16 protein-coding genes are annotated in these 13,851 nt (G+C 45.4%); 10 read left to right on the top strand and 6 right to left on the bottom strand.

Annotated features, from left to right (window positions below; genetic code table 11):
- The first annotated feature begins 260 nt into the window (after nucleotides 1–260).
- Nucleotides 261–839, top strand: a complete 579-nt coding sequence (locus AC4JOV_RS10850) for a hypothetical protein (protein WP_229937570.1) — start codon at nucleotides 261–263, stop codon at nucleotides 837–839.
- Between the two features lie 470 nt (nucleotides 840–1,309).
- Complete coding sequence (locus AC4JOV_RS10845) at nucleotides 1,310–2,086, top strand: DNA-processing protein DprA (protein ID WP_229937571.1); 777 nt, start codon at nucleotides 1,310–1,312, stop codon at nucleotides 2,084–2,086.
- Nucleotides 2,087–2,095: 9 nt separating this feature from the next.
- Here the strand turns inward: AC4JOV_RS10845 and AC4JOV_RS10840 are convergent, their stop codons facing one another.
- Nucleotides 2,096–2,608, bottom strand: a complete 513-nt coding sequence (locus tag AC4JOV_RS10840; protein WP_229937572.1) for a TlpA family protein disulfide reductase — start codon at nucleotides 2,606–2,608, stop codon at nucleotides 2,096–2,098.
- Between the two features lie 326 nt (nucleotides 2,609–2,934).
- On the opposite strand from AC4JOV_RS10840, the gene AC4JOV_RS10835 reads away from it, so the two are divergent.
- From AC4JOV_RS10835 to AC4JOV_RS10820, 4 genes are all read left to right on the top strand, one after another.
- Complete coding sequence (locus AC4JOV_RS10835; protein ID WP_229937573.1) at nucleotides 2,935–3,144, top strand: hypothetical protein; 210 nt, start codon at nucleotides 2,935–2,937, stop codon at nucleotides 3,142–3,144.
- Between the two features lie 82 nt (nucleotides 3,145–3,226).
- Nucleotides 3,227–4,330, top strand: coding sequence for a glycoside hydrolase family 3 protein (locus AC4JOV_RS10830; RefSeq protein ID WP_229937574.1), 1,104 nt, complete (start codon nucleotides 3,227–3,229; stop codon nucleotides 4,328–4,330).
- A gap of 18 nt (nucleotides 4,331–4,348) precedes the next feature.
- Nucleotides 4,349–5,512 (top strand): MFS transporter, encoded by a 1,164-nt coding sequence (locus AC4JOV_RS10825; RefSeq protein ID WP_229937575.1) that lies wholly within the window; start codon nucleotides 4,349–4,351, stop codon nucleotides 5,510–5,512.
- 24 nt (nucleotides 5,513–5,536) lie between these two features.
- Nucleotides 5,537–5,896, top strand: coding sequence for a hypothetical protein (locus AC4JOV_RS10820; RefSeq protein ID WP_229937576.1), 360 nt, complete (start codon nucleotides 5,537–5,539; stop codon nucleotides 5,894–5,896).
- Nucleotides 5,897–5,950: 54 nt separating this feature from the next.
- On the opposite strand, the gene AC4JOV_RS10815 is transcribed toward AC4JOV_RS10820, so the two are convergent.
- Nucleotides 5,951–6,238: a helix-hairpin-helix domain-containing protein gene (locus tag AC4JOV_RS10815; protein ID WP_229937577.1), complete on the bottom strand. Its 288-nt coding sequence runs from the start codon at nucleotides 6,236–6,238 to the stop codon at nucleotides 5,951–5,953.
- A gap of 213 nt (nucleotides 6,239–6,451) precedes the next feature.
- On the opposite strand from AC4JOV_RS10815, the gene AC4JOV_RS10810 reads away from it, so the two are divergent.
- Genes AC4JOV_RS10810 through AC4JOV_RS10800 form a run of 3 tightly spaced genes read left to right on the top strand, consistent with a single transcriptional unit; the run spans nucleotide 6,452 to nucleotide 9,538 of the window.
- Nucleotides 6,452–7,660 carry an efflux RND transporter periplasmic adaptor subunit gene (locus tag AC4JOV_RS10810; protein WP_229937578.1) on the top strand — a complete coding sequence of 403 codons (1,209 nt, stop codon included), beginning with the start codon at nucleotides 6,452–6,454 and terminating at the stop codon, nucleotides 7,658–7,660.
- Nucleotides 7,657–8,337 carry an ABC transporter ATP-binding protein gene (locus AC4JOV_RS10805; RefSeq protein ID WP_229937579.1) on the top strand — a complete coding sequence of 227 codons (681 nt, stop codon included), beginning with the start codon at nucleotides 7,657–7,659 and terminating at the stop codon, nucleotides 8,335–8,337. The genes AC4JOV_RS10810 and AC4JOV_RS10805 overlap by 4 nt, the downstream gene beginning before the upstream one ends.
- Entirely contained in the window at nucleotides 8,327–9,538 is a 1,212-nt protein-coding gene (locus AC4JOV_RS10800; RefSeq protein WP_229937580.1) for an ABC transporter permease, read from the top strand. Before AC4JOV_RS10805 ends, AC4JOV_RS10800 begins: the two co-directional genes overlap by 11 nt.
- Before the next feature lie 6 nt (nucleotides 9,539–9,544).
- Here AC4JOV_RS10800 and ruvX read toward each other — a convergent pair whose 3' ends face one another.
- Both ruvX and AC4JOV_RS10790 read right to left on the bottom strand, forming a co-directional pair.
- Nucleotides 9,545–9,931 (bottom strand): Holliday junction resolvase RuvX, encoded by a 387-nt coding sequence (gene ruvX / locus AC4JOV_RS10795; protein ID WP_229937581.1) that lies wholly within the window; start codon nucleotides 9,929–9,931, stop codon nucleotides 9,545–9,547.
- A gap of 25 nt (nucleotides 9,932–9,956) precedes the next feature.
- Nucleotides 9,957–10,481, bottom strand: coding sequence for a hypothetical protein (locus tag AC4JOV_RS10790; RefSeq protein WP_229937582.1), 525 nt, complete (start codon nucleotides 10,479–10,481; stop codon nucleotides 9,957–9,959).
- Nucleotides 10,482–10,618: 137 nt separating this feature from the next.
- Between AC4JOV_RS10790 and AC4JOV_RS10785 the strand changes: the two genes are divergently transcribed.
- Entirely contained in the window at nucleotides 10,619–12,811 is a 2,193-nt protein-coding gene (locus tag AC4JOV_RS10785; protein ID WP_229937583.1) for a response regulator, read from the top strand.
- Here the strand turns inward: AC4JOV_RS10785 and AC4JOV_RS10780 are convergent, their stop codons facing one another.
- Together AC4JOV_RS10780 and AC4JOV_RS10775 are read right to left on the bottom strand one after the other, a co-directional pair.
- The gene (locus AC4JOV_RS10780) at nucleotides 12,812–13,213 is read right to left on the bottom strand and encodes a YchJ family protein (RefSeq protein ID WP_229937584.1); all 402 of its coding nucleotides are present in this window, start codon (nucleotides 13,211–13,213) and stop codon (nucleotides 12,812–12,814) included.
- 9 nt (nucleotides 13,214–13,222) lie between these two features.
- The gene (locus tag AC4JOV_RS10775) at nucleotides 13,223–13,843 is read right to left on the bottom strand and encodes a C40 family peptidase (RefSeq protein ID WP_229937585.1); all 621 of its coding nucleotides are present in this window, start codon (nucleotides 13,841–13,843) and stop codon (nucleotides 13,223–13,225) included.
- Between the last annotated feature and the right edge of the window lie 8 nt (nucleotides 13,844–13,851).

Genomic DNA, 13,851 nt, shown 5'->3' with positions numbered 1-13,851 from the left:
ATTTTAAATAAAATTTATGTATAGTTATATTTTTAATAAAAAATATTAAAAAATCGGATACAAAATCATATTATTAACTTTAGGGTAAATAATATAAGCTAATCAGATATTCTCAAAAAGGGGAGGGAATTGATGAAAACCACTTTGGACATAAATATTTTACTATCTATTATTGTTACAGGCCGATCTGAAAAGAGAAAGCGGGAAGTGAGTTGTCATGACTACCTGACGCCTTTTCCCAATATTCAAAAAGGATCAAAATGAAAAAAACAATGGTAGCTACTATGGGGCTTTTTTTAGCGACTTTTACCTTTACAGGGTGTGGTGGAAGTGCTGGCACAGACAGCAGTCAGGAAACAGTGAGTGGTAATGAAAATAACGAACCAGCACCACAGGTAGAGGAAAATGCTCTCCATAATATATCTTATATCGAGGGTGTATATGATATCACAAGCGAAGATGATGTCATCTATTTGGCTATCGATACCGAAGGTGTAGTGAACACATACGACTATCAAGCGGATTTTTCTGACAACGGAATGGATTGCTATATTAAAAACAGTCCGCTGAAAGAAGTAAATAAAAAAATCAACGGGAAAACGCTGCAAGAAGATCAAGAAAACAATTATTTCTATCTGGATGATATCCAGATTTCCGAGAACCAGACTAACGAGCTTCGCTGGGTATATGGAGAGATGGAGGAGATAGAATATGTATCACTTGACGGTTCAATTACTGCCGGTGGTAGACTGTACCTTAACGACATCAGAATTGCAACCTCTAAATATTTGGTTACAGATGTTACGCTTGAAGAGATGGAGCTTAATATCTGCAAGTAGAGAAAAGGCTTATTCCTTTAATTCTTTAGTAAAATAAGGGATTCAACGGGTTGTCTTTTCTTATTTTAACGTTTTAACTCGTTCCCATCGGTGTATAGACAAGAGACATCCTTTACAGTTGTAAACTATGTCTCTTGACTATACACACGTTGAACGTGGGAATCCATACAGCATGTAAAGAATCATACATTTTAAAGCCCACCAATAGGTGGGATATGAGTTTGCGGTATCATAATGCTTAATAGGCATTCACACTCACAGAGCGGGAACGAGGGCTAGGTGGAACCGGTCAAGATTCTGAATGCCCGTAGAAAATGCCCTTGGGGTACAAGTTCAGAATGACGAACACCCTGTTTTTATATTTTTCCACACACTTGGGAGATATGAAGCTCACTTGATAAACATGACAATATGAAAGATTTTTCACTGAGGCTCATCTCTTAGGTTATCATCTTAAAAAAGGGGATGATATGAGTGAGAGTATTACGGAACATATCTCAGAGTTGGAAGCGATGAGAAAGTATCCTGATCCGCTCTTCTACAAGGGGGAGCCGGCGCTTCTGCTGCGGCCGAAAGTCTCTATCGTGGGTACGAGAAACCCATCGATCTATACCAAAAACTTTACCTATACTCTTGCTAAAGCCCTGGCAAAAAGAGGGGTATGTGTAGTCAGCGGTGCTGCGATGGGCGTCGATACGATAGCACACAAGGGTGCGGGAGCATCAAACACCATCGCGGTAGCAGCCAACGGGCTGGATATCCGTTATCCGGCCGTCAACAGGGAACTGATCGCGAAGATAGAATTCAAGGGATTGGTGCTGAGCCAGTTCGATGACGGGTTCAAGGCAACCGGATGGAGCTTTGTGGTACGCAATGAGCTGGTCGTCGCACTGGGTGAGCTACTGATCGTCACCGAAGCAGACCTTGAGAGCGGTTCGATGCGTTCGGTAGAGTATGCACTCAAGATGGGTAAAGAGATCTATGTCTGTCCGCACAGGCTGGATGAAAGTCTGGGGACCAATCGCTTGTTGGCAGAGGGGAAAGCCAAAGCGATCTATGATATAGAAACATTCGCTTCAATGTTCGGAAGAGAAGTCAATGATGAGATACCCAAGGATGAATTTTTTTACTTCTGTCAGAGTTCTCCTACCTTTGATGCTGTGTTGGAGCGTTTTGGCGACAGGGTCTATGAAGCGGAACTGGAAGGGGTCATCACGATACAGAACGGTATCGTGAGATTGGAATAGTCTTGAGACTTACTTTGAAAGCTGTGCGATAAGGTTTTCCAAATAATCCTGTGGGATCATCCCTGCCTGTACGAACTGTACATTACCCTTTGTATCCATCGCGACCATGAAAGGGATGCTTCCGTTCCACTCGGCACGTGCAGCGATGTAGTTGACCAGTATTCTTGCATTTCTTTCAGTGGAAACAGTATAGTTGATCCCTTTTTCAAACACAAAGTCTTTGAGTGCTTCTTCGTTCATCCCCTGTACTTCAACAGAAACGATCGCCAGTTTCTCTTTATACTTCTTTTGAAGCTCTACAAGGTGTGGGATTGACATGAGACAGGGAGGACATTTATGTCCGAAAAACTCAAGGAAAACCACTTTCCCTTTCAAAGAAGGGATATCGAGCCCTTGTGCGGCACCCTTGATCTGAACGGTTTTACCATTGATATCTTTGAACGTCAGATCGGGTTGTTCTTCAGCATACGACCATGTCCCCAGCGACACGATAAGAAAAAAGAGCGTGAGTAATTTTTTCATCTATAAAACCTTTGTGATAAATTCTTGCGCACATTATACAAAAAGAATATGTAATAAACGTGAAGTGGGAGAGGTTCTGAGGTTTATTCGGGAAAATCTAGGGGTAAAGAGCAATTATGGAAGGGGTTGTTTTTTGTTTAAGGGAAAAGTTTGAAATGTTATAAGGAGGTATGAAATCTTCAAGGGGAGTTAAGATTTATACAGCCCATAATTGCTCTTGTAATCAAATGATACAAGGTGAAGGTAAACCGAACACTAATCATCAAGAGTGAATTAACCATAGTAGGGGTAAGATAATAAAAGAATTCATAGTAAAAGGAGAGAGAATGAATCCTGAAGCAAAAGATATCGAGGCAAGAAAAGGTGAGATCGTTACGGAAGTCAGGGCGATCTTCAAAGCAAATATGAAATTTACCGACTGGGATGTGCCGGAAGCAGATAACAGGCTTGCAGGGGAGTTGATCCTAGAGGTGATGCAGGAAGCATTGGACAGACTGAAAAGTGAAGTGGAGGAAGGGACGTACGATACGTATTGATCCTCTTATCGTAGCGATGTATGGCAGGGAATGAAGTCTCTCTATACTATAATGGGTGTTTGAAGTGAAGTAAGGGTTTTAGATGGTTAAAAAAGTTTGGTTTGTATGTTTCCTCCTGTTGGCATGGATCGGAAGTTCGGCTGATGAGATAAAGCAAAAAGCGCTTTCCGGGATGGTCGGACAGATGTTGATGGTAGGGTTCCACGGTACCTCTGCTCCCAAAGATTCACAGATCTGCCGGGATATCGGAACGTATCATCTGGGAGGGGTGATCCTCTTTGACTATAACCCGGTAGATAAGAACAAACCCAAAAATATCTCAAGCAGGGCACAGGTAGCCAAACTGACCAAGGAGCTTCAGGCATGCTCCCGTGACGGAAAACTTCTGATCGCCGTGGATCAGGAGGGAGGGCGTGTACAGCGTCTGAAGAGCAGATACGGCTTTTACGGTCAATACCCCAAGGCTGAAGATGTCAGCAGGATGAGTAGTGCTCAGGTGAAAGCTACCTATGAAAAGATGGCAAAAGAGCTTAAGAGTGTGGGGATCAACTTTGATCTCGCACCGGTTGTCGATCTTGCAATCAACCCTAAGAACCATGTGATCTACGGTCTGGGAAGATCGTTTGGCAAAGACCCCAAAGAGGTCGCGGCATTCTCTTCGACTTTTATCGATGCGATGCATCGGTACGGTGTGCTGACCTCTCTCAAACATTTTCCGGGACACGGCTCTTCGCTTGGAGATACCCACAAAGGGTTTGTGGATGTCACCAATCTGTGGCAACCTGAAGAGCTTGAGCCCTACAGACTGCTTGCAGAGAAAGCCGATACGGTGATGGTAGCCCATGTCTTTAACAGGAAACTGGATAGCCGGTACCCTGCCAGCCTTTCGTTTGAAACCATTACAAAAAAGCTTCGCTGGCATCTGGGCTACCACGGTGTCGTGATCACGGATGATCTGCAGATGGGTGCTATCTCAAAAAAATACGGCCTGAAAAACACCTTGAAACTGGCGATCAACGCGGGCAACGATATCCTGCTTTTCGGGAACCAGCTTGATCCGGCAAAGACAGTCAGCACAAAAGAACTGGTCGATACGGTGATGGGATTGGTAAAAAGCGGAGAGATCAAAGAAGAGAGCCTGATCAAAGCCCATCAGAGGATCGAAAAACTCAAAGAGAGGCTATAGTTACACTTTAGGTAAAAGATGAAAACGATCGATAAAAACGTGGTGATGCTTGGATGGGTAAGCTACTTTACCGATATGGCAACGGCGATGATCCAGCCCATCCTTCCGCTTTTTATCGTCTTGATACTGCATGAGGGGATGGATAAACTGGGGTTTATCGTAGCTGTTGCGACCTTTGTCTCCTATGCAATGCGGCTGCTCTCTGGTTACCTCAGTGACCGCTACGGGATCGTCAAACCCTTCGTTGTTGCAGGGTACGGGCTCTCAGCTTTGACCAAGCCGCTCATCGGATTTACCGCTAACTATCAGCAGATTACCGTACTGCAGTCCCTTGAGAGACTGGGGAAAGGGCTTCGCTCCGCACCCAAAGATCTGATGATCGCAGCTTACAGCAAAAAGAATGCATCAGGAAAGACCTTCGGGTTTCATAAGACGCTGGATATCGCGGGAGAACTCAGCGGGACATTGATCCTTTTTGGCGTGCTTGCGATCTTCGGTCAGAGTGAAGCAGTGATGAGAAATATCTTCTATGCCACACTCATCCCCGGGCTGATAGGTCTGGCGATCATGCTCTTTTTGGTGAGGGATATCCCCAAGACTTCCCCTTATGAGAGTATGGAGTTTAGTTTCAATGCCCGGGACAAAGAGACGATCAAAGCGTTGTTTGTCTACTTCTTCTTTGTCTTTTTCATCTTCTCTGCAGCCTTTTTTACCGTACAGGCAAAAGAGGTGGGGATTGCTACGGCATTGATCCCGCTGCTTTTTGTCGTTTCTACAGGGATACAGACACTGACGAGCTATACGATCGGCAAATGGATCGACAGGATCGGGGTGAAGCGTATCATGCTCTTTGCCTATCTCAGCGGTGTGATTGCACAGCTGCTTCTCTATCTTCAAAACCCGATTTCAACCTGGTTTGCCTTTGCCTTCCTCGGACTCTTTACCGTCGCCTCTCTCAATGCCAACCGCGCCTATATCGCTGATAGGGCAGAGAACAGGGGATCGGTCTACGGGATCTTCTATGCGGGTGTAGCGCTCTTTGGAGCTATTGGGGCCTATATCGGAGGAGTGATATGGGAGTATTTCGGTATGCACGCGGCGCTGGGATATTCGCTTCTCGGGACATCTGTGATGCTGGTCTTTTTTGGAATGATCTTCTGGAATGGCAAAAAGAGAATATAATGAAAAAAATATTGAGAGAATGGAATGGATAAAGAAACACTTGGGATTATACAAATCTTGGTCATCGATATTTTAGCAACTGTTATTCTTTCAGGTATTGCACTAAAAAAGCCTTACTTATGTAAATTCAATTTTTATATTCTTTTAGGGATAAATTTTTTATTGTTATTGAATGCTCCTGAATGGAATGAAGGGAGTGGGAGTAGCAGCTATTACTATATTGCGTTCTTACAACCGGCTTCTGACTTTTTAGCTTTATTTATGGTTCTTTCTGCATTTTTACTTGCAATTCCCATCATTTTATATTTTATGTTTTTATATGGATTAGCAAAACTATCCTGCTATAAGCCCTCTACTGATCTTCAAGAAAAACACAAAGGTTAATTCGTCTTAACCTCGTTCAAGCGTCTCGATGGGAATGCGGAAATATGGCAGTGGTTAGATCTTGTACTTCTCTTTCCGTTCAGCCGTATATGCCCACCATACTTTCGGCTCTCCGCCATTCATAAAATCGGTGATAGAGATAAAGATATCAAGTACGCACGGGTCTTGACGCTTGCCCGTTACTTCGGATAGTCTTTGATAGAGTGCATAGGGCTCTTTACCCTGAAGTTTTTCAGGGCTATCGATACCGATACGTTCCAGATCAGCTGCCAGTGATTTTCCGATATTGGGAAGGTCGGTGAGTTTTTTGGTCGTTTCTCTTACAACTTTTTTCGGGTTCATTGAACTTTCCTTTTATAGTGTGCCTGGATACCAGTTGGACGAGGATAGGGAGAAGCACAGTAGCACCTTGGTATCGTGTCGAATAGACAAAAAAACTCCTTGAGAACGACACTTTTCAATCACATTATATCCAAGCTCTGTTAGAATAGTGCATAATGTACCCCATTACCGATAGAGTTATCACCGGGGTATCTTCTCCAAAAAGGCTGGTGCATGGAAGAGATGCAAAAGATCGTTAATTATCACAAAAATACGTATATGTGGCGCATAGGGACGGTAGTGTTCGTCGGTATCGTGCTTATCGCAATCTATCTTTTTTTGACAAGAGATTCAGGGCAGGCTGAGTATCGTTATGTGACAGAGCCGTTGAAAAAGAGTGATCTCTCCCTTACGGTATCGGCGAGCGGGTATATCCAGCCTATAGAGAGTGTTGATATCGGTACGGAGGTCTCCGGCACCATCGAAGAGGTCTATGTAGACTATAATGACAGGGTCAAAAAAGGCCAGCTTTTGGCACGTCTGGATACGACCAAGTACCAGAGTACCTATGACCGTGCAAAAGCCTCTCTTCAGATCGCAGAGGCAGCACTTCAGAGTGCAGAAGCACAGTACTATCAGGCAGAATCAGCGGTAAAACGCAACAAGAAACTCAAGATCGTTTCCAAAGGAGATCTTCCCGCGGAGAGTGACTGGGATATAGACTGGGGGAACTATCTTTCGGCCAAAGCACAGATCGCCAATGCAAAAGCACAGATAGAGCAGGCGAAACATGCCTTAAAGTCCTCACTGTACGATCTGGAACGGACAAAGATCTATTCACCGATAGAGGGAACGGTACTGGTACGTAACGTCGATCCCGGACAGACAGTGGCAGCATCTTTTCAGACACCGGTCCTTTTTACTATCGCAAAAGATCTCAACAGGATGGAGCTTCAGATCAGTATCGATGAAGCGGATATCGGGAAGATCAAAGCGGGGCAGAAAGCACGGTTCAGTGTGGATGCCTATCCCGATAAGCGTTTTGAAACGGCTATAAGGCAAGTGAGGATCAACTCAGAGATCTTGGAGAGCGTGGTTACCTATAAGGCCATTATGGAGGTGGAGAACAGAGCACTACTGCTCAAACCCGGGATGAGTGTCGATGCGGATATCATCACCCAGACCCTTGAAGATACCTTTGTTGTCAACCGTGCGGCACTGATCTTTATGCCGGTCAATCCGAAAAGCAAAACACTTTTTGGCGGATCAGGAGGGGGGAAGGCAAAAGTCGATCCTCTGCCGCATATCTATATCCTCAAAGAGGGGAAACCTCATAAAGTCTATGTGAAGATACTGGGGAGCAACGGCCCATTGAGTGCGATCGAATCCACTGAACTTCAAGAGAACTCGGAGGTGATCGTGAACCAGGAAAAAGCTTCATGATCTTTCTGAAAGAGATCAGTAAGACCTACGGAGAGGGTGATGCTGCTTCAAAGGTACTGCAGAATGTTTCGTTGGAGATAGAGGAGGGTGAGTTTATCGCGATCATGGGGCCAAGCGGCAGCGGCAAGTCCACACTGCTCAATATTCTGGGGACACTGGATGTCCCGAGCAGCGGAGAGTATATTTTTGAGAATACAGAGATAGGCGCTTTGAGTCAGGACCAGCGTGCATTGTTCCGAAGGTATCTGTTGGGATTTATTTTCCAGGGATACAATCTCCTGAAAAAGACCACTTCTCTGGAAAATGTCGAGATGCCGCTTATCTATCAGGGGATCGACAGCAGGAAGCGTAAAGAGATGGCGGTAGAGGCACTGAAGAGAGTCGGCCTCGAAGAGAGACTCTACTATGACCCGGGACAGCTCTCGGGAGGACAGCAGCAGCGTGTCGCGATCGCCAGGGCGATGGTGACGCACCCAAGGATTCTGATCGCTGATGAACCTACGGGGAACCTGGATACTAAACGCAGTCATGAGATCATGGCACTGATCCGTGATTTCAACAGTCAGGGGATCACGGTGATCATGGTGACGCATGAAGAGGATATCGCAGCCTATGCCTCCCGGACGATCTATCTGCGTGACGGCAGGATAGAAAAAGAGGTGAAACATGTTTCGTAACGCATTTTTACAGGCCCTGCGTGAGATACGGCGTAACTTTATGCGCTCTTTTCTGACGGCGATCGGTATCGTGATCGGTATCGCCTCTGTGATCGCGATGGTCAACATAGGCAAGGGTGCCAGCCAGTCGATCACCCAGAGTGTGGAGAAACTGGGGAGCAATACCCTCTATATCATCCCCGGGCAGCAGAGAGGGCCGGGTAACAGGGGTGCTGTGGAGAAGCCTTTCAAAAAAAAGGATCTTGAAACACTGCGCGCCTCTATCTACGCACTCGAAGCGATATCTCCGGTCCAGAGCAGCTCGATGACAGTGATCTATAAAGAGCAGAATTACCGTACGACGATCCGCGGGGTTGAAAACGACTATCTTCAGATACAAAACTGGAAGTTAGAGAAGGGAAGGGTCTTTGAAAAGAGCGAACTGAGAACGGGGCACAATGTATGTGTCATCGGAGATACGGTGGTCGAGACGCTCTTTGGAAATAAAGAAACGGTGGTAGGAGAGAAGATACGGCTGAAAAACTTCTCCTGCAAGGTCATCGGGGTGCTGGAGAAAAAAGGTGCCAACACCTTTGGTATGGATCAGGATGATCTTATCCTGGTACCCTTTTCTCTTTTCCAGCGCCGTATCAGCGGAAGTGATACGATACCGTTGATGATGGCGGCAGTGAAAAAAAACGTACCGCTCGAAGCGGCGAAGATACAGATAGAGAGAGTACTGAGAGAACGCAGGGGTATCAAAAGCAACGAAGAGGATAACTTTGGGGTACGCAGTATGACAGCACTGATCGATACGGTTTCGCAGATCACGACGGTACTTACGATCATGCTGGGAGCCGTAGCTGCGATCTCCCTGGTCGTAGGGGGTATCGGGATCATGAACATTATGCTGGTTTCGGTGACCGAACGGACGCGTGAGATCGGTATACGTATGGCAGTGGGTGCCATGGCAAAAGATATCCTGATACAGTTCTTGATCGAATCCATTGTACTCTCCGGTCTGGGAGGTCTGGTTGGGATCATAATGGGGATATTGATCACCTTTGGTACCGCGGAGTGGCTGGATATCACTCTGGTGATCGATCCTTTTATTACCGCGGTCGCACTGCTCTTTTCGATGTTGATCGGTATCGTCTTCGGGATCATTCCTGCCCGAAAGGCGGCCAATATGAACCCTATTGATGCATTGCGCTATGAATAGACGGGATCAGAGGCCAAGATACCTCTCGAGGATGATCTTGGCTGCCATCGAGTCAAGGCGTCCGTCCCTCTTGTGTCTGAAGTCGCCTTTGGTCAGCTCTTTGGCTTCGAAACTGGAGCCCTGTTCATCCTGGTAGTCTACCTCGATACCCAGGTCAAGCAATGCAACAAAGTGTTTGATACGGCGCTCCATCTCCTCTTCGGCAGAGCCCCCTTTGGGAAGGCCCACAATGAGCTTCTCTATCTCCCACTCATCCAAAAAGGTTTTGACATCCCTTGCAGCCTGGTTGCGGTTTTTTCTCAGGATCGCCTCTTGCGGCAAAATGATCTTGCCGTCCAGGCAGATCGCTACACCGATACGTTTTAGTCCTACATCTATACTTGCTAATTTCATAGGTGGAATTATAGCAAAGCTTTGATTACCTCTGCAGCATAGGGTTAAAACCGTAATAACGGTAGTTTGCAGGCATGTAATAGCGTTGATCAAAGAGCCCTTTCCCTCTTATGCGGTCACGGTATCTATATCCCCTGTCATAACGGTAGAATTCTCCCTCAAAGTAGTAACCATGTCGGTTAAAATAGCCGTAGTGGTAGCCGTATCTGTCATAAAATGCTGCTCTGTCAACACGGTAGGCAAGTTCCCATCCGCGTTTTGTAAAACGGTGTCCTCTCTGTTTGAATGCAGGTCCGGGATAGGGCCGAAGCTCTTTGTGTTTGTACTCCCTATGGTAGCGTTGCTGAGAGATAAACTCTCTCTGGTCTCGGAAATCCCGTCTTTTCGCTTGATGTTTCCCCAGCCTTCGATCCAGTTTTTCTATTTTCTGCTGTTTCATCGGTACCTCATTGGCGATACCGGTTCTATGGTCAAACTCTCTTGCTTGTAGAGCTGTAGAGAGGGCTAAGGTTGCGATAAGTATACAGCTTAAAATACGATATTTTTTCATGAATAATCCTTTCTTGGTAGTGTGAATAGGCTATCATAAAATAAGTTTGTGGAAATATTGTGGTAAATGATATATTTTTATATAAAGATGGGGTGAAATCAATCTGCTTATGTTAGAATACCTTAAAGGAGTTTTAAATGCGAAGAGTTATGTGGTTACTTGGTAGTGTCATGATATCATTTCTTGAAGCGGCAGAGAATGAGAGCAGTTTTGAAACGGTCAGTATCTGGACAGTGATTCTCATCGTCGCAGTAGTGGCGACAGGGATACTTTTTTTTGCTTCAAGACAGATAGCGAAGCTTCGAACGTTCCATGAGAAGATGTTATCCAAACAGCTTGAGATGGAAGAGAAACAGAACCAGATCCTAACGAGCATGAGCGAAAACATACATGATGCGGCACAGGAAGCGTTGAAAAAAAGTCATGATATCATCGAAAGCAACATCAGCTCCTCCCAGGAGAAGGAGGAGCTGATGGGCGATATAGAAGATCAGCTCCTGGGTGTTACCAATGATCTGATCTACTTTTTACGTATTAAGTCCAAAAAGATCGAGATCAACAATCAACCCTTCAACCTGAACAATGTACTGAATGAAGTGTCGGGACTCCTGGGCACAAAACATGCGGGCAAAGAGGTCGAGCTGATCTTTGATGTGAACAACAATGTACCGCGTCATATGATAGGCGACTCTCTGCATGTCGGGCGTGTGCTGAGCAACCTCCTGGAGTATATGTTCTCCAGACTTACCGATGAAGAGGTAAAACTTGAAGTCTCAATGTTCAATCATACTGAAGATAATATAGATCTGCAGTTCAGGTTGAGAGATACCGGGACAGGTATCCCTAAAGAGGAAGTTGAATCACTCTTTATCCCTTACTACGATGAAGAAGAGGGAAGTTATGTCGGTCTCGGGCTTTTTATTGCAAAGTCCCTCTCCGAGCTCATGGGCGGTACGCTTTCTGTTGAGAGTCTGGAAGGAAAGGGAACAACCTTTATCCTCGATCTTCCTTTGAAGCTTGTAGATGTGGAAAACAGACGACGGTACCGTCTGCCGGATAAAGCACTGACAGAGAAACAGGTCTTGATCGTAGATTCCAACTATAACTCCGGGCTGGCGATCAAGAAAATGTTCGCTTATTTCAGACATGAGGTGAGAGTGATCACCAAAGAGGATTTTGAATTCTCTATGCCGAAGATGGACGGTTATGACATTATTATCCTCAAAGCGTCACTCTTTAGCGGAAATGTCATCAGGCATCTTCTTGAGATCAAAGAGAAAAAAAGTGATCTGAAGATCATTGCACTCAATAACCTTTTAAATGTCAGTGAGAGTAATTTTCATGGTGGATTGATCGATGCCCATCTCTTCAAGCCAGTGAACCAGGAGAGGGTATTTGAACTCATTATCGATCTCTATGACATGGGGGTATCAAAAGTACTCCTCCAGGATAGGCTCGATAAAGAAGAGGGTGAGGCATTGCCGAGGGCAAAAGTATACAAAGCCGACATAGCCGAAGAGAAAGGGATAACTCAGGAGAATTTCTCGGAGTTTGCAGGCAAAGAGCTTCTGATCGTCGATGATAACCTGATCAACCAGAAGGTACTTACCAATCTGCTCTCTAAATCAGGTATCAAGATCACTCTGGCCAGTGATGGTCAACAGGCTGTAGAGATCGTGAAGTCAGGGAAGGTCAAGTTTGACTTTATACTGATGGATATCAATATGCCTGTAATGGATGGATTTACCGCAACACAGGTGATAAGAGAAGAGAGAAGATTTGATATGGTCCCGATCGTAGCCTTTACAGCCTTGATCCTTGAGAGCGAAAAGCAGAAAATGTTCAGTTGCGGGATCAATGCCTTTTTAGCCAAACCGTTGAATGTAGGAAAACTCTACCGGGCAATGATGATGTTTATCTCGGAGAAGGCGATCGAAACAGCCAAAGCAGAGGAGAAGAGGGAAAGAGAATCACTGTTTGACGGACTGGAGATCGAAAAGGGTATCGCACATACGAACAACAATGAGGCACTCTATATCGAGCTGCTTAAAGAGTTCCTTGAAGCGTATGGAGAGAGTGACCGGACATTTGGAAAGCTGATTGATGAGAAACGTCATGAACAGATCAAAATGCTCTTTGTTGATATGCGTGGACTTTCGGGAACGATCGGTGCTTCAGCGCTGCATGATCTGGTCAATGAGATCTATAACTATCTTCTTCTCAAGAAATATGACTACCTTCCAACCTATGTGAAGAAGTATTCCAGAGAGTTGTCCAAGGTCAAAAAAGCGATTGAAGCCTATCGTTTTTCAAAAGATATGATGGAGTGATCAGGAGATCACGCCATCGACATAGAGCCAGACACCGCCGCTCTTCAGAAAACGGCTTTTTTCATGAAGCATGCCGCTGGAGAGTAAGGCTTCAAAGGTGACATAGGCTTCCTCCTCACCATCGATAAACTCCAGGATTTTCAACCCTAAAAACTCTGTATGTTTACTAAAGAGATCGATCTCTTTTTTCCATGAGGTACGATCTGTCGTATAGTCAGGGTTATCAGGGTGTGTGGTTTTGATAATATAGTCGGCATTGCCTGCAGCATAGGCACTGTAGCGTGACTTCATCAAGGACAAAGCGTCAGGTGCCAGTGCCCCTTTGTGATAGACGGCACAACACTTCTTATACTTTTTTTGACTTCCGCAGGGGCAGGGGATATTGGGCGAAACTTTTGCCATGACAATGACCTAGTCCGGTACCGCTTTTTTCGGGAGGCTCATCCCTGTTTTCCACGGTGTGGTATAGCGTGAACTGGTGACACGCATTTTTTGAAGCGGAGCATCACAGGTCATATAGAGCTTTTGCTCATCTTTACTGAGATAACGTTTACACAATTTCATACGTTTGAGGTATTTGGGTTCATCCTCAAAGTGCGTCACGGTGACTTTGCGGTTTTTACTGCTTGCGTGAGCAAACCACCCGTCACCCAGGTAGATACCGACATGGTTGATGTATTTGCTCCGTTTGTTGGTCGAACCAAAGAAGATAAGATCCCCTTCATGCAGCTCTTTAAACGGGATGGTCTTTCCTACTTTCGCCTGTTCTCTTGCAACACGCGGGATCTCGACTCCCATCTGACCGTAGATATTGTAGGTAAGTCCTGAACAGTCAAAGGCATCAGGGCCCTCTTCGGCCCAAACATAAGGTTTGTCCAGATAAAAGCCAAGCAGGGCCTGGATATTGTAGCGGTTCGGCTTACAGGTCACTTCAGGTTTGATGATATCGTAGTTGGGGTATGTGTAGGGTTTCTTTTGCGCACATCCTGCCAGCAGGATGAGGGTAAAAAGTAGTGCTGAAAACTGTTTCATCTTACACC

It is taken from the genome of Sulfurovum sp. MH2-6 (assembly GCF_058374785.1).
The sequence above is the reverse complement of the archived record's forward strand: the minus strand, read 5'-3'. Positions and strand labels throughout refer to the sequence as shown.